The sequence below is a fragment of the Algoriphagus sp. UBA3586 genome (genome assembly GCF_002376385.1).
GTDB classification, from domain to species: domain Bacteria; phylum Bacteroidota; class Bacteroidia; order Cytophagales; family Cyclobacteriaceae; genus Algoriphagus; species Algoriphagus ornithinivorans.
The window spans coordinates 140,964-157,356 of record NZ_DFMT01000012.1 but is presented as its reverse complement, the minus strand read 5'-3'; the positions used below and the strand labels follow the sequence as shown (position 1 = coordinate 157,356).

Here is a 16,393-nt window from a genome sequence, read left to right as displayed (position 1 = left end):
CAACGTTATTTAGGGATGTACACACTTTTCAGCTTTCACACTTCAGCATTCAGACTTCTAACCTACTCTTCTTCCTTATTCAAAGTACTTAAGAAACTCACCAAATCCCTGATTTCTCTCTTGCTGAGAAGTTCTCCTTGATTTGGCATACTTGACGATGCTAATTTTTTGCTTTGAATCTCTGCTTCCGAATAGGTTTTTTCAGGGTTGGATCCAACTTTAATAGTTACTCCAGCTTGACTCTCTCCCAAATAAGTGCCAGTTATGCTTTCTCCATTTTTTAATTCCAATGTAATAAAACCAAAACCAGGAGCTATTCTTTTACTAGGCTCTACTAGCGCAATCAATAATTCCTCTCGACTTAATTTATTGGCCACTCCATTTAACTTAGGACCAGCGTTTCCACCCATGTCATCATACGCATGGCAACGAATACATTGCGCAGTCTGGTTTTGAAAGAAAATAGATCTCCCGGCCCGTACATTTCCTTCTGCCAAGGCTCCAGCATAGAGTTTCCATGACTCTCCTCCGGTCTTTTGCTCCAGCATTTTGTTAAACTGAGATTTCAATTCATTGGATGATGTTGCATCGATAGCTTCTTCTAATTCAATCCAAGTGCTACTTGGTAAATCACCTTTAGAGAAGGAAGCCAAAATGGAATTCCATTCCTTAAACGAAGCGCTGTTTTCCATGCTTCCTAGAGTTAATAAAGCCCTTTGCTTTTCCGGACTTGTTCTTTTATCAATAATATCCATCAAGAGGCTAACCTTTTGCTCAGCTGGAATTGACGTTTGGGAAAGTAAGCCCAAGCCTGCAACTCTGACCCCTTGATTGCTGTCTTTCATGGCCAAAGTAATAGCTTGAGCTAATTCAGTAGCCTTCATTCTTTCTAAGGCTGTGAGTGCTTCTATTTTCACTGATTCATAAGGGTCAGTTTTTAATTTGGCTAAGAGGGCTTCCGATGCCTCTTGAATTCCTAACTTACCAATGGCTTTGGCAGCTTCCTTCCTAACTTCCATCTGAGAACTTGATAAGCCAGCGATCAATACATCCTTACTTTTTTCACGAAATAAAGAACCTTCTCTTTTAACCTCTCCACGGAATCTTCCATCCACTCTATCTACAAGAGATGGTTTAACCCAAGTTCCAACTGCAGCTATAGCCTCCAATTTGAGGGATTCTGGCACATTGCTCCTGGAAACATAGGACAGTACATGATTTAACTGTTCTTCTCCGCCAATTCGCTGATTTGCACTAATAATTCTTCTAACCAATGGCTCGTTCGTAAATGGAGTTTGATTCAAAAGTGCTGCTAAAGCTGGCATAGCTTCCGTTACTGAAAAATCATCGTGAATCGCCCTCGCAGCTTCAGTTACGATTAACTCCTCCGAGTCTTGTAAGAAATTAGCTAAACCAGGGCTTTCTAATCTTCTTAAAGCCAAAACAGCTCCCATTCTAACAGCTGCCGAGGGATGATTGGATAAGGCAGTGATTTTAGCTTCTTCACCTATTCTGGCTAATGCCAAACTTGCAGCATGTCTGAGGTAGGCATCTTCATCACTATTTTGTTCCAAAAGATGAATTAATGGTTCAGTAGCACTTTTTTCGGCGGCTCTTCCCAATGCCTCTGCCGCAAAAAACTGAGCTCTTGCATTAGAATCCTTTAGGTTGGCAATTAATTCCTTGCTTGCTTTTTTATAGCGAATATCTCCTAACCATTTAGCTGATTGGGCTTTGATTTCAGGATCTTTGTCTTTTAAAAATGGAACAATCGCATTCGCATAGTCCATTGACTCCATTCTTGCTAATTGACTCAAGCCTACTATCGCGTGGATTCTGGCATATTGGTTCGATTGATCTTTCAGAACTGTCTCAAAAACCTTTGCACCCTTCTCTCCTCTTTTGGCTAATTCGAATTGAGACTTTCTTCGAACTCTCAAATCTTGGTGAAACAGTCTGCTTTGTAATTCAGATTCCTTTAATTTCTTGAAATCGGCCTTAAGCTCCTTTTCAGTATCTTTTTGTAGCTCCCAGTTAATAGCCTCTTCATCTTCCAATTTCCAAATTCGTCCATAGTTTTTGGTACCCCATCCATCAACCCAATCAGCAAAATACAATGATCCTTCCGGACCAAAATCCATTCCTGTAGGTAAAACCCCGGACAATATTCTTTCCGTTGACTTCAGTTCAAAACTCGCTCCCTTAGGTTCCAAAGTGAACGCATGAATACCTGAGTTGGCAGCATTTCCTACAAATTCAACTACAAAGAAATGATCCTTCCATTTGGGGCCTAAACCAGATCCTGGGTTGAAAACCATACCTGTTGGCCCGGATACATAATTGGCAATGGGTGGAGTAATAAAGGCTGCCTGAGATTCCCAGCGGGGAATAAAATAGCGCTCATCCATCCAAACCTTATAAGCATTGTTATCGGGATCACGATATTTTCCAAATTGCCAGTTGATTCTCCAGCCAGTATCGGAGCCGTTAGTCAGGTAGACCAATCTTTCTTTTTCTCCAGGATGATCTCCATCGTTGTCAACGGAAATCAAATTATTATGCGCATCGAAAACAAATTCATGGGTATTTCTGACACCCATGGCAAAAATTTCAAAATCAGAGCCATCTGGATTAGCCCTAGCTATAACTCCTCTATTCGGATATTTCCATTCCTGGCCATCTGGTCCTTTTCCATTAAAACCAATGTCTCCAATTCCCCAGTAAACACGGCCATCAGGCCCCATTTCCAATCCTGACATCCCATGAGCTCCAAATCCAATATGAATCCCATAGCCATGTGAAATGGAGGTTTTATCGTCCATGATACCATCTCCATTTTTGTCAACCAATCTCCACATATCAGGTCCCACACCAACATAGAGCGCATCTTCGCCCATCATCACAGCTCCGGCTACATCAGTCACCTCATCGTTGAAATCCTCTAAGATCAATTGTGAAAAATCTGCAAGCCCATCTCCATCAGTATCTTTTAATTTATAGATATGCTCCTTTTCCACAGTCATGTCTCTCCAATCATGGGAACCGTCACCATTCAAATCTTCTAACCAAGTGTTGAACTCACTTCTTTCTGGAGATAATTCAGCTCTTAGAAATGCTCTTTTGTCTTCAATATTCTGCAAGGCAATGGATCTGATTTCCCAATCCTGATGACCTCTAATATCAAATTCAGAATTTTTCTGTCGGTTTGTTCTGGAATAAAATAATTCCCCCTGATCATTGATATGAATTGAAATTGGGTCATATACCAAGGAATCAACTCCCCAAATAGAGAGCTTGAGACCATCTTTGAGAACAGGATTAATTTGAGCTCTTGCCGCTTCAGCTTGAGGACTGAGTTGCTCTAGGGTAAAAGTTTTGATCCTTAAATCAACCGGCTCTTCTTTTTTACAGGAGGATAAGGTGACAGTTCCAATTAGAAGCAAAGCTATCAAATTGGAAAATAGGTTTTGGGATTGATGCATATTGACAAATAATAGGTTTGACAAATGCAAAATAATCAAAATGATTAAGGGAGTATTTTCCGTTGATCAAAAATGCTGTAAAACAAAAATCCCGACCAGAAGTCGGGATTTTGTTCACTTTAACCACTAACAACCATAAAACAAAAATGCTTTTAAACTCAGTAAACGAGTTACTTTGGTAGTCCGTACGGGAATCGAACCCGTGTTTCATCCGTGAAAGGGATGCGTCCTAACCCCTAGACGAACGGACCATTTGGGGTTGAAAAATTATCAAGAAGTTGCACTGATTATGAATGAAAATCTTAAATTCTCAAATCAAGCTAGTCACTTGATAATCAGCAATATAGTAGTCCGTACGGGAATCGAACCCGTGTTTCATCCGTGAAAGGGATGCGTCCTAACCCCTAGACGAACGGACCATTAAAAGATTCAGAAAACGTCCTTTCCTGAAATGTTGTGCAAATATAGAGGCTTGGTTTTAGAATAGCAAAGTGCCCACAAAAATTTCTTCTGTATTTCACCTAAAAACCTGAACCAAAGCAATTAAAATTTCATTTCAATCCCTGTAATCCTTTTTCTAATTTTACGATTCAATAAATAGACTCATGTCATATAAACCCAAGACGAGAATTGCCATCAATGGCTTTGGAAGAATAGGAAGGTATACTGCAAAACTTTTAATAGAAAATCCCGACTTTGAATTAATAGCAATCAATGACTTGGCAGATGATAAAGCCATCGCTCATTTGCTGAAATATGACTCCATACATGGAAAGTTGGATTTAGAGATATCGGTCAATCAATCCATCCTGAATGTTGGTGATCAAAAAATCAAATTACTCAGCCAATCATCTCCTGACAAACTTCCCTGGAAGGAATTGGATATTGATGTGGTTATAGAAAGCACAGGTAGATTTACCGACAGAGAAAATGCTGAAAAGCATCTTCATGCAGGTGCTAAGAAAGTCATTATTTCAGCACCTTCTCAGGATCCGGGTATTAAAATGGTGGTACTGGGTGTGAATGATTCTATTCTTACAGGAGAAGAGAAAATCATTTCCAACGCATCTTGTACCACAAATTGCCTTGCTCCGATGGTCCAGGTCTTGGAAGAGAACTTTGGAATAGTGAAAGGCTATGCATCCACTGTTCACTCCTATACCAATGATCAAAACCTCCATGATGCACCTCATAGAGACCTCAGGAGAGCCCGCGCTGCTGCATATAGCATCATTCCTACCACCACCAATGCAGGAAAGGCTTTGGACCGTGTCATGCCTGCTTTGGACGGAAAAATCGAAGCATCTGCCATGAGAGTTCCAGTTCCTGACGGTTCTTTGACGGATTTGATAATTTCTTTGGAAAAAGAGGCATCCGTTGAAGAGATTAATTCTGCATTTGAGAAGGCTGCCCAAGGTAACTTAAAAGGAATCATTCAGGTGGAGAAAGATCCCATCGTCTCCATGGATATTATTGGCAATCCATACTCCTGCATTTTAGATGCAGCGCTTACTTCTTCTAAAGGCAACTTGGTGAAGATAGTAGGCTGGTATGACAACGAAGCAGGTTATGCCAATAGGCTAGTTGAACTCGCCAAAAGAATTTCAGTGAATATTCACTAATCTTTGACCCTATTCAATCCTAAGGCCTTTACCATAATATTTGGTAAAGGCTTTTGATTTTCCTTGAGTTTGAAATAAAGTCCCAGTTTTTTAAAAATAGGTACACGGTAAGTCTCCACAAATTCAATCAAAGTACCGTCAAGGTCTTCTAAATATGAAAACCTTCCTGCGGCCTCTCCCATGTCAAAATTATTCTGGCTATCCACTGTAAAGGCCAAATTCATATCCTGACTTTTGGATTTGAGTTCATCCATTTGATTCACATCAAAGCAAACATGGATAAAGCCCAGGTCTCCCCAATCTCGATTTTCAAATACTGGAACTCCTTTATCCCCTTGATATTCGAGCAATTCAATCTGATTTTGACAGAGAAGTTTGCCAAATGCTCCAGTAGGACTTTGATTATTCTGAAGAAAAACCCGTCTAAATGAAGCAGAATCTAACTTCTGGGTTGGTAGGTCTTCCCATTTTTCAGTTTGATCCAAAAGTTGATGAGGATGCTGTAAAAGGTTTTGGTACAATGAAAGTGACTGATCAATGGAGCTGGTGCCAATAGTTACGCCACAAACACCTCCAGTTAAGGCTTCCGACTGACTAAACCAGGAAGAATTTTCTCTTAGCTCGAATGTGTTTCCGAATGGATCTTTGATGAAAAAGTGTGAAACTCCCAGAGGATCTTTACAAGGCTCAGTCAATATTTGAGCTCCTATTTTCTTCAGATGATTAAAGCAGCCTTCAATTTGTCTACATCGAATTTTAACAGCCAAAATTCCAAGGTTTCTAAAATCAAGATCAAAGTCTGCTTTTTGTGGTTTTTTGGATTCGTATTGCCAAATTTCGAAACCGCCTCCCCCTTGCATATTCATGGCTAAAATGGCATGTCTACTATGCACCTTCCCACTAGTATAGCGAGTCATCAACTTGGCTTCTGCCTTATCCTCAAAGATAGGCACGTTCATGCCAAATGCTTTTCTGTACCATTTCCAGGCCTCGGTTGCATTTTCTACGCCAATACCTACTTGCTGAATTCCATTGATTGAATAACCTGTCATAAGAGCTCCTATCGATGTTTTAATAATTGGAAATAAGCAGATTTAATTTTAGACGGCGGATATTTCATCAGGAAGTATGCAAATGCAACCAAATTGGCTATTTGAACCCTTAACCAGCTGTTTTCGTCATATTTCCTAGCGGAAACTATTATTGATTTGGGAATGATATGAAAATCTGAAACTGCCTTGATTCTTTTGACCAAATCAAAATCCTCCATGATACAGTATTCTTCATCGAATCCTTCCAATTCTTCAAAAAAGCTTTTTTGGATGAATAAGGTCTGATCCCCACCCCCTGCAAACAGGCCATTGAATCGGGTAAACCAACCATTGATTTTTAGCATCCAACTATCTGAATCAAACTTATAGCGATAACAACCCGCTTTTTTTCCACCGGAAATAGCTAAAGAAATATCCTCAAAAAAACTTTCTTTTGGTCTAGAATCCGCATGCACAAAATACAATACCGAACCCTTAGCTTCAGCAGCCCCTTTGTTCATTTGAGCTGCTCTAGAGGCTTCTGAAGCCAGAATATATTTTACTCCCAGTTGATGACATACCTCTTTACTTTGATCGGTACTTGCTGCATCTACTACCAGGATTTCTCTATCCGATTTGGGAGAATTTTGAATCAACAAAGGAAGCATTCCTTTAGATTTTTTTCTTCGTTGTAAATTGGGATGATGATGGATAAAAACATACAAGAATTCTCTTCGCTCAATACACTCTCTGGATTACATAGTTTTTTATGGGGTTTTGGATAATTACTTTATCCAATTCATCACCCTTGTAATGAAATTGATTTCTGTTGCCATCTATTTCTATTTCGAACACATTCGGTTCAACTTCTTTGACTAGACTAACCAAGCCATATGTTTCAGATATTAATAATTGATTGTGCTTGGGTTTTTTGAAATAGAGCTTGCTGACAGAAAGGTCAATTGATTCCTTGACAGGATCTGTGTTTTCGAATTTATAAGTATTTGCATCTACTTCATAGAAATTCTTTTTCCAGATAATTGTAGATAAAAACTCACCCCTATTAGATTTAAGGTCTGCAATTGAATTCAACAATCTGTCTTCTCCATATTTTGCATTGATTAAAAAGTCCACGAATAACTTCCCGAAAAACCAAAAGCTCACACTACTCTTAAGGCTATAATTCGTGTTTAAATTTTCTTTGACTTGTTGAGCTTCCAAATCACCGATTTTAATTCCTGCCACTTTGATTTCAAACTGACGCTTTTCCTGGACAGATTGACTATAGGAATTGGTAAAAAGAAATATTTGCAATAATAAAAGGAAGAAAATAGACCTGATCATTGCATCTAGACGCTTGGTACACATGTTCTTGATCAATTACCCCTGAAATACAAACTTTCCTTTAACACGTTCCCAATCCGCTTCGTTGTCCACATCAGATAGTGTAGGTAGCGTTGTAAAAGGGATAGAAAGTTCATTCAACCTTTTCATAGTTTCTGGAGCCACATCTTTGGTACTCCAAGGCATATCTTCAAAAAGTTCAGGAACAAATTTTGACATGCCTAATAAATAGTACCCACCATCTCTAGCCGGTCCAATTACGACCTCCTCATTTTTGAGATCTTTGAATGCTTTTTTCAAAATTGTCGCATCCAATTCAGCACAATCAGTTCCTAAGATTAATATTTTTTCGTATCCAGCTTCAAATAACGCTTCAAAGGCATTTTTCATTCTTTCTCCGAGATCTTTTCCATCTTGAACTCTCAGTTCGTAATGATCCCTGCTCTCTGAATCTGTGATAAAATCTGAAAAATAAAGAAACTTTGGACAATCTAATTCAAGGCATACCTGATGGGTATATTCTGTAAGAAGGCGGTATACTTTTAAAGCTTCTTCATCTCCAATAGTTGCCGCAAGTCGGGTTTTTACTCTTCCTTTTTGGGCATTTTTTTGAAATATGATAATTGCTGAATTGTAAAGACTCATTTCAATTTACTCGTTAGGGATAAAACACATTACCTTAAGTTTAGAAACCTTAAAAAGTTTTAAACTCAAGGGAGATTAAGGCTAAATAAAATTTTCTGAAGGTGATAAAGCCTAAGAAAATCCAAATTAGGAAATAAAATACGAAGTAATCCTAAAGGAAGGATTAATCTTGATTTTTGATGATTGTCAATCTTAAATTGGGAAACCCAATTTATTGCAAAAAAATAAAATCAAAGCCCATGTTATTCTATGACTTGATTTGTTCGACCAAATTAACCGCCTGCTTAAAAGCTTTGCCTAGCTGCTCATAATTGCCGGATTGAACCCAGTCTTTTCGAATTAATTGAGAGCCCATTCCCACACAGAGTACACCTGCATCAAACCAAGGCTTGATACTTTCCAATGTAGGTTCAATTCCGCCGGTTGGGATAATTTCAATTTTTGGTAAGACCGCATGCACAGCAGGGACAAATTCTGGAGTGAGCAAGTTTGCCGGATAGATTTTCACCAACTCTGCTCCCAGTTCTTGAGCTTGCCAAATCTCAGTAACTGTTCCACACCCAGGAACCCAAGGCACATCGTTTCGGCTACAGTACTCCCCAAGTCGAGGATTCATTACCGGAGCGACAATAAATTCAGCACCCATTTCTAAAAATTCTTCAGCTTCATAGGGATGATAAATTGTTCCTATCCCTAGGCTTAGTCCCGGTAATTGATTTGCCAATTTCCTAAGGCTAGGAAATATTTTTGTTGCTTCCGAACCCCTATTGACTAATTCAATGACCCTGATTCCTGAATCATAAGCAACCTTCAAAATACTTAAGCAAACCTCCTCACTGGAATGGTAAAAAATGGGCATTAGTCCTGCCTGATTTATTTGTTTGATAAATGGGCTTTCAGTGTTTCTCATATCATCTTTTGATTTTTCCTGATGTGCCGTCGGCGACCTCCTGAACTTCTTCTATGGAAGATAATAATAAGTCTCCATGCACCGCATGTTTCAGGACTCCTGCAGCCATTCCAAATTCTATTGCCCATTTGGGATCATTTTTTCTGAGGCCAAGAATTAATCCGGCAGCAAATGCATCACCTGTACCTACCCGGTCTAATATGGGATTCACCTCATAATTTTTCGAATTCCAAACCTGCTCCTTACTGTGAAGTTCTGCATCTAAAGAATTGTGGCTGGCTGAATGAGTTTTTCTATTGGTTTTGGCGATGAACTTCAACTGAGGGTATTTTTCAAAAGCATAGGCTTTAGCCTCACTAAAATCATTAAAGTCCTTGTTTAAGCATTGATTAAAATCTCTGGTTCCTGCTATCAAAACTGAAGAAAGCTCAATTAACTCAGGCATTACTTCATGCGCCATTTTCCCATATTGCCAGAGATTACTTCTATAATTAATATCCCCCGATACTTCAATATTTTTGCTTCTGGCTATTTTCAGAATTCTGTAAGTTAAATCCGCAGCTTCTTGTGAAATAGCAGGACTGATACCTGACCAATGAACCCAAGTAACTCCTTCTAATTCTTTCTCCCAGTTCTTATCGCTTCCATCATATTTCGAAAAACTTGAACCGAATCGATCATAGATGATTTTTGAGCTTCTTTGTAAACTCCCATTTTCCAAATAATACAAGCCCAATCTTCCGGGCAAAAAGCTTATTAAACTGGTATCCAAGCCACTTTTTCGTAATTCGGATACAGCCCTTTTACCCAATTCATCATCTGGAAAGGCTGTCACATGGGAAACATGTTCTCCCCAGTAAGCTAAAGCTGCCCCGACATTTGCTTCTGAGCCTCCAAAATCTATTTGAAAAGAATTAGCCTGAGCAAATCTTCTATTATCTGCCGGAGATAACCGCAGCATCACTTCTCCCAGAGTGATTATTTTATTCATGAAAAAGAGAATTGGTTGGTATGTCTTCCAAATTAGAAAATAGCGACCGAAAGTCCCCCTTCTTCAATATAAAAAATAGCGGAATCCATTTCAGGGCATAAAAAAAGGCGACCGAGGCCGCCTTGTTCGAACAAATAATAATTTAATTGAAAGTAATATCCGCAGACAAAACAGTTTCACCAATGAAAGTATTGGGATTATAAAAACCATTTACAATGCCTTTTCCGCTTGCATCTTTAAATATCCCTGTACCACCAATAATAAATACTATTGCAGAAAATTCAGTCCGTTCATCATTTACTTCTACGGCATTATTTTCAGGGGTGCTAAAAAATATTGCATTACCCTTTTTGTCTACAGTTACTGAGTGAACGTTATCAGGCAAATTTTCAATACCTAAATCTTTTAGGTCATTTTCATAAATCAAACTAACTGGTGCTCCTATTGACTGATTTTCAGAAACTACCATTTGATTAATATAAGATTTTGCTTTACCCATAAAAGTCGCGTTGCCTGTACCTTCTCCTGGTAGAAATAAAGCAGAACCAATAAACTGAAGCTCAATTTCATTAATAAATTTCTCTTGGTATTTTAGAGTTTTACCTTTTCTCAAATTCTCACCACCTTCTGAATCAGTAACTTCCAGAGCTTTCTCAGTTAGTATTGATTCTTCTAAAGGACCCTCTGTATCTGTCATACAGGACGTTACGATTAAGGACGATGCTGCTAGAATTAAAAAACTCTTAGCAAAGAAGTAATTCTTTTTCATTTGAATAATTTTTAAAGATGATTGAACTTTATGGTTATGTGAAACAAATATTTTGAATGGATTTGAGGCGATTAGATAACTCAAATCCATTTATTTGTATTACACACCAATAAAAATGCCAATTATTCAGATTCGATAAGAAAAAATTTGGCTGAGCCTGCTTTTGATCGAATTTCCTTTGCTTCTTGATATTCCTTTGAATTGTACCAACTTTTTGCACTTTTCCCATCTGGGAACTGCAACATCACCAATCTATCGTGATTCCATTTGCCTTCAAGCGCTTCCACAGGCTGCCCTCGAAGCACAAATTTCCCTCCGTATTTTTCAACAGTGGCAGGAGTTAATTTTTTGTACTCCTCATACTGAGCCTGATCGGTAATATCAACTTCAACAATAATATAAGCTGGCATATTCTTTTTTAATTATTCAAATCCTATACCCGCAGCAAACCTTGCCTTGGCTACAGCAACTTTCCTTTTTGCAATTAATTGGTTCAAAGTCAGTCTCGAGTCAAAGACCGAAACCTCACGGGCATTGACCAAGAACAAACTACTCTCTCCCATGTCAAACTTCCGGATTTCGGCATCCAATAATCTTTGAAGACTGAATACATTTTCTGAAAAGACCTGAACCTGTGTACTCAAAGCAGAGAAGTTATTAATCTCAGCTTCTAGTTTGGTTCTAAGTTCCAATGCTTTGATGTCTCTGGAGTTTTGTTTGAAGTCAATTTTAGCTTTTGCTAACCCTAAAGAACCTCGAGCTTTTCTCCAAAGCAATGGAGTATAAACTGAAAGCCCAAATTTGTAATTGTTCTCAAAAAACGGTGCTTCCTGAAATCCGTCAAAGGTCTCAACCAAGAAATTGTACTTAAGCTTAACCACTGGCAAAAGCGACTGCGCCTTGAGTTTTCTGTCGATTTCCAAGCCCGCCAATTCGTAATCTACCAATTGAAGTTCTGGATGATTGGCAATCAGAGTTCTTAATTCCTCAGGGTTTAGGACTAAAGACAAATCAATTTCCAGATTTTCAGGGATAGTTTGCTCATCCAAAACCATGGGAAATCCATCCTCACTCCAAAGAAATGCGCTTAAGAATTGAGTAGCTGCGAAATACTCATTTCTGGCATTTTGTAGTCTATACTGCCTGTTAAGCAATTGAGAATAGGCTTCAACCGTGTCAATAGCGGCTACGTCGCCCTGCTTATAAGAACTTACTATTCCCTCAAACCGGAATTGTGTAAGTCTCACAGCTTCTTCCAAGGCTTCTTGATTGGCATAAGTTAATGCCCAGTTCCAATAAGCCTCATATCCTCTTACATAGAGTTCATTGAGCATTCTAGCTCGCTCAACTTCTGTGGACTGCTGATAAATCTGAGCCTGTCTCAAACTTGCCCTTCTTTCATCCAAAATCAATCCTTGACCCAAATTAACCGCAGCGCCTGCTGCAAATAATCCTCCAGATGGAACAGTTCTCTCCTCATTCAGAAACTGTCCATTATTCTGTTCAAATGTACCGTTCAACTCAATTCCAGCCCAAGTGGGAATAATTACTCCTGCTTCCCGCTTGTCATAATAATTGGTCTCTTTGTATTGCTTGCTGTCAAGGTCTCCATACACTAAGGGATCAAATGCTCCCCTAGCTGTTCTCAATTCCATATCCCCGAATTCCAGCTGGATTTCTGCCTGCCTAGCCATGGGATGATAGGCCTGCAACCAAGAAATGAAGGTTTCCGCTCTCAGGGTATCAGCTGCTTGACTATAAGTCAAAGAGGATAGAAAAAGACCTAAAACGATGAAGAAATATCTCATTTCTTTTCCTTGGCTAATGCATCTTTTTGTTCCTGCGTGTAATAATCAGCAGGGAATCCATTCAACTGACGCCAGATTTCATACCATACCGGCACATCGTTAAGAAGAGCGATTCCATCAGCTCCAGACCCGATTCTTAGCATCTCTGGCCAAGCTTCTTCTTCTGGATCTTCGATTACTAAAACACGATATTGATTATTATTTCCTGCAAATTGGTCTATTGCTACTACAACCCCACCGAATGTACCATTAGAAATCTGAGGCCAACCAGAGAAAACAATTGCAGGCCATCCATCGAAAATGAATCTTACCTTATTTCCAACCTTAATCAATGGAAGATCTACAGGCTGCACATACATTTCTACTGCCAAAGCAGCTTCAGCCGGTACTATGTTGAGAATTGGATCACCTTCTTTGATGGTCTCGCCTAAACCTACCTGGATCGCTCTCGCTAAGTATCCATCTTGCGGTGCCAGAATATATCTAAAGCCAGTCCTAGCTTCATAATTCGAATAGGTGTTTTCCAGTTTGGAAACTGTAGCCTCCGTATCAAACTGAGAGGACATGGCTGTATACATTTCGGACCTCGCCTTCGCTAATTTATCTTTAAATTCATTGTCAATCGCACCCAACTCAATTTGAGCGGAAAGAAGCTCATTTTGACTGGATAAATAGTCGTTTTCAGCAGCAATTAATTTAGCATTTACATCCTGAAAACGGAGTCTTCTTGATTCCAATTCAGTCAGCGACTGCAAACCTTCAAGATACAAAGTCTCATAACGGGCAAGCTGCTGCTTTCCAATATCAAAGTTTACAGAAGCCTGATAGAACTTGATGCTATCCGATTCCACTTTTAATTCTGCCATTCTGAGCTTATTCTCAGCCTGTTGAATTTTGAGTATGTTATTTCTCTCCAAAGCCTGGATCTGAGCCTTCAAAGCCTCTACTTTTTCCCCATATGATCTAGCTGCGAAAGTTTTAGCATTAACCTGCTGCTGTGTTCTAGGCAATAACAAGGAATCAAAATACTCATCTTTGATTTCTGATATCCTTAATATTGTATCTCCTTTTGAAACAAAGGCGCCTTCACTTACATACCACTTTTCAATCCTACCGGCAATGACAGAATGAATGGTTTGAGGTCTTTGATCAGGCCTTAAAGCTGTCACATATCCTTTAGATCTAATGTTTTGAGTCCAGGGAAGGAATAACATTCCAAAGAAAACTAACATGATCACTGTCAAAATCCTGACTCTCTTCTGACTTTCTTTGACAGGTAAAGTCATCACCAAACTTTTGGCCCCACTGAAAGGAATAGATTCCTTGATTCTAATATTTGAAATATTCAGCATGACTTAATTAGAATTTGAAGTGAATGATAAATAGCCCTCATGATTTCCCTGGAAGACATTTTTACCCTGATCCATAACAATAATTTCATCAACTCGCTTAATGGCTTCCTCATCTTTGGTTACCAAAATCAAGGTCCAATCTCCCTTAATCAAATAATCCAAGATTCGATTTTTTACATCCTCATATAAGTGAAGAAGCGCGTTCTCCATAATGATCGCTTTTGGCTTGCCAATCAATGCTCTAGCCACCAAAATACTTTGAATTATACGCTTTGAAAGACCTTTTCCTTCAGGTTGCAACTTGGTTTCCAAATCGTTCGGCAATTGGTATACGTACTCTTTCAAATCCACCAATTCTAATACAGATTCAAGTTGCTTATCATCATATTCTCTTCCAACGATAATGTTTTCCCGAATGGTCCCGTGGAAAATCTGCTCCATTTCCAAAACATCCCCAACCATGGATCTGTATTTTTCCAATTGAATCATGTCAATGGATAAATCATTGACCATGACTTTACCTTCGTATTCTTCATACAATCCAGAAAGCAAAGCCAAAAAGGCACTTTTTCCACTGCCACTCTTTCCAGTTACGGCGACTTTTTTACCGGGTTCTATAGTCAAAGAAATTCCTCTAAGAATAGGATGATCTGAATCCTGGGGATGAAAAACCACGTTTTCCATTCCAAACTTCAATCCTTTTGGATTAGATACGATTACTTTTTCTGTGCCTCTAGTATTCTCCAGTTCCAAATCCATTACATGACCAAGCTTTTCTGTTGCCACCAATGTGTCATATACAGTTTCAAGAGAAAGAATCAACTTTTCTACAGAGTTAACCACCAATACAATGATTACCTCAGCAGCTACAAACTGTCCAATACTGATTTGATCGTTTATTAAAAGTAAGCTTCCTGCAACCAATAAACTGGATACAATTAATACCTTAAATGCAATCATGATCTTGTATTGGAAGATCAAAACGGCAAAGTGCTTGGATCTGAAATCCACATAAAACTGTAAGAGTTTATCAGCCCTTAAAATTGGCAAACGAGTATTCCCCACCAATTTGAAGGTATTCATGGTTCTTCCTATTTCTTCCAGCCAGTAAGCTGTTTCGTATTTGTAGGAAGACTCTTTCATGGCAGTTTCCATACCTCTTGGTCCTGTGATGTAGAAAATCAATCCCAAAATCACGAACAAGGCAATTCCAAAAAGAATGAAAGTTGGGTGATAAACGGACAACAACAACAAACCAAATATTACCTGAAGCAAGGCAGTGGAGAAATCGATCAGAATTTTCGAAAGCCCTTTTTGCAAGTTGACTGTATCGAAAAATCTATTGACTAATTCAGGGCCGTATTGTCCATGAAGAATTTCTGCCTTTACCCTTGGCAATCTGTAAGCAATGCTCAATCCCGATTTGGTGAATATTCTCTGTTGCAATTTCTCCATAATTTGGAGCTGAGAAATCTGAAGAAATCCACCAAATGCAACACCTGCTGCCACAATTAGAACCAAAATTATCCAGGATGTTGATATTCTACCTCCTAGAATAAAGTTCAAAATCGCCTGAATACCAAGAGGTAAGGTAAGTGTAATTAAACCATTTAATACGGCGTAGAAATAAATCGAATATACTTGACTTTTTTCTTCTTTCAGTAATCTGAAAAAGCGCTTAATGGGTGTTATATCGCTATTAGTTGCCATTTTGAATCGTGTTTACGACCAGTTGATGAAAGAATTGAAAACGTGAAGCAGCCCCCAAACCATTTTCTGTCATTCCAGGGAGATGCTGGGAATTAAAAGACTGCAATAAACTTGACTCCAAAACAGTGTAAACCAAGGTTTTCGGGTATTTATAGGAAGGGTTAATTTCCTGAATTATATTGGCTATTCTTTCACCAAACTTGTAAACCTGGGCAAAGATTCCAATTTCATTTTCTACGTCTACTTCTTTTGTTAAAAAACCCTTCAGAGACTCATTTACCACTATATCTCTTAGAATCGAGGGATTCAAATATTCATTTTTGGTAAAGACAGGACCTTCTGAAAGCAAACGAATAGCCATTGATAGTCTCTCTGCCGGATCCTTCAGGTTCGCCGTGCTATACACTAAATTATGCTCCATCCAACCCCAATACCAGGCTGTAAGGTAAAGCAGAAGTTTATGTTTATTGTCAAAATACCGATAAATCGCTGCTTCTGTACTTCCGATTTGTATGGATAGTTTTTTAAAAGTAAAATTTTCCATCCCCAATTCCTGAATCAGCTTGGAGCCTTCCTTAACAATGGATGTGCCCAAATCCGAGCTAAATGGCTCTTTTTGATACAAATTAGGATTGACTTCTACTTTGATTTTACTTAGAATAGCCTCCATAATTGGTCTGATTTAAACCCATGAAACGGACAGTTTTGAAAAAGGTTTAGTATCGCTTC

General features: G+C 38.8%; 14 protein-coding genes and 2 tRNA genes. 1 reads left to right on the top strand and 15 read right to left on the bottom strand.

All coding sequences use genetic code 11. The annotated features are described in order from the left end of the window. Positions 1–62 precede the first annotated feature (62 nt). The 3 genes from B2906_RS03185 to B2906_RS03175 all read right to left on the bottom strand — a co-directional run bounded on the left by B2906_RS03185 (position 63) and on the right by B2906_RS03175 (position 3,901). A complete protein-coding gene (locus B2906_RS03185; protein WP_286935563.1) occupies positions 63–3,482 on the bottom strand; it encodes a HEAT repeat domain-containing protein in 3,420 nt (1,139 codons plus the stop codon). Positions 3,483–3,658: 176 nt separating this feature from the next. Further along, positions 3,659–3,733, bottom strand: a tRNA-Glu gene (locus B2906_RS03180). A gap of 96 nt (positions 3,734–3,829) precedes the next feature. Then, positions 3,830–3,901 (bottom strand) — tRNA-Glu (locus B2906_RS03175). A gap of 186 nt (positions 3,902–4,087) precedes the next feature. Here B2906_RS03175 and gap point away from each other — a divergent pair. After that, complete coding sequence (gene gap, locus B2906_RS03170; RefSeq protein WP_219958854.1) at positions 4,088–5,104, top strand: type I glyceraldehyde-3-phosphate dehydrogenase; 1,017 nt, start codon at positions 4,088–4,090, stop codon at positions 5,102–5,104. On the opposite strand, the gene B2906_RS03165 is transcribed toward gap, so the two are convergent. From B2906_RS03165 to B2906_RS03110, 12 genes are all read right to left on the bottom strand, one after another. Then, positions 5,101–6,156, bottom strand: a complete 1,056-nt coding sequence (locus tag B2906_RS03165) for a VOC family protein (RefSeq protein WP_219958853.1) — start codon at positions 6,154–6,156, stop codon at positions 5,101–5,103. The genes gap and B2906_RS03165 overlap by 4 nt on opposite strands. An 8-nt stretch (positions 6,157–6,164) precedes the next feature. After that, positions 6,165–6,803: a TIGR04283 family arsenosugar biosynthesis glycosyltransferase gene (locus B2906_RS03160; protein WP_286935562.1), complete on the bottom strand. Its 639-nt coding sequence runs from the start codon at positions 6,801–6,803 to the stop codon at positions 6,165–6,167. 70 nt (positions 6,804–6,873) lie between these two features. Then, the gene (locus tag B2906_RS03155; RefSeq protein WP_219958852.1) at positions 6,874–7,503 is read right to left on the bottom strand and encodes a DUF6134 family protein; all 630 of its coding nucleotides are present in this window, start codon (positions 7,501–7,503) and stop codon (positions 6,874–6,876) included. 12 nt (positions 7,504–7,515) lie between these two features. Beyond that, a complete protein-coding gene (locus B2906_RS03150; RefSeq protein ID WP_219958851.1) occupies positions 7,516–8,124 on the bottom strand; it encodes a TIGR04282 family arsenosugar biosynthesis glycosyltransferase in 609 nt (202 codons plus the stop codon). 247 nt (positions 8,125–8,371) lie between these two features. Further along, positions 8,372–9,034 carry a bifunctional 4-hydroxy-2-oxoglutarate aldolase/2-dehydro-3-deoxy-phosphogluconate aldolase gene (locus B2906_RS03145; protein ID WP_286935556.1) on the bottom strand — a complete coding sequence of 221 codons (663 nt, stop codon included), beginning with the start codon at positions 9,032–9,034 and terminating at the stop codon, positions 8,372–8,374. Position 9,035: 1 nt separating this feature from the next. Then, positions 9,036–10,025: a sugar kinase gene (locus B2906_RS03140; RefSeq protein ID WP_219958849.1), complete on the bottom strand. Its 990-nt coding sequence runs from the start codon at positions 10,023–10,025 to the stop codon at positions 9,036–9,038. A 142-nt stretch (positions 10,026–10,167) separates the two neighbouring features. After that, complete coding sequence (locus tag B2906_RS03135; protein WP_286935555.1) at positions 10,168–10,884, bottom strand: hypothetical protein; 717 nt, start codon at positions 10,882–10,884, stop codon at positions 10,168–10,170. 32 nt (positions 10,885–10,916) lie between these two features. After that, positions 10,917–11,204 (bottom strand): DUF1330 domain-containing protein, encoded by a 288-nt coding sequence (locus tag B2906_RS03130; protein WP_286935553.1) that lies wholly within the window; start codon positions 11,202–11,204, stop codon positions 10,917–10,919. 12 nt (positions 11,205–11,216) lie between these two features. Further along, a complete protein-coding gene (locus tag B2906_RS03125; protein ID WP_286935552.1) occupies positions 11,217–12,602 on the bottom strand; it encodes a TolC family protein in 1,386 nt (461 codons plus the stop codon). Further along, complete coding sequence (locus B2906_RS03120; RefSeq protein WP_286935551.1) at positions 12,599–13,954, bottom strand: HlyD family secretion protein; 1,356 nt, start codon at positions 13,952–13,954, stop codon at positions 12,599–12,601. The genes B2906_RS03125 and B2906_RS03120 overlap by 4 nt, the downstream gene beginning before the upstream one ends. A 3-nt stretch (positions 13,955–13,957) precedes the next feature. Then, positions 13,958–15,664 carry a peptidase domain-containing ABC transporter gene (locus B2906_RS03115; RefSeq protein WP_286935550.1) on the bottom strand — a complete coding sequence of 569 codons (1,707 nt, stop codon included), beginning with the start codon at positions 15,662–15,664 and terminating at the stop codon, positions 13,958–13,960. Next, complete coding sequence (locus B2906_RS03110; RefSeq protein ID WP_091653794.1) at positions 15,654–16,334, bottom strand: TetR/AcrR family transcriptional regulator; 681 nt, start codon at positions 16,332–16,334, stop codon at positions 15,654–15,656. The genes B2906_RS03115 and B2906_RS03110 overlap by 11 nt, the downstream gene beginning before the upstream one ends. Between the last annotated feature and the right edge of the window lie 59 nt (positions 16,335–16,393).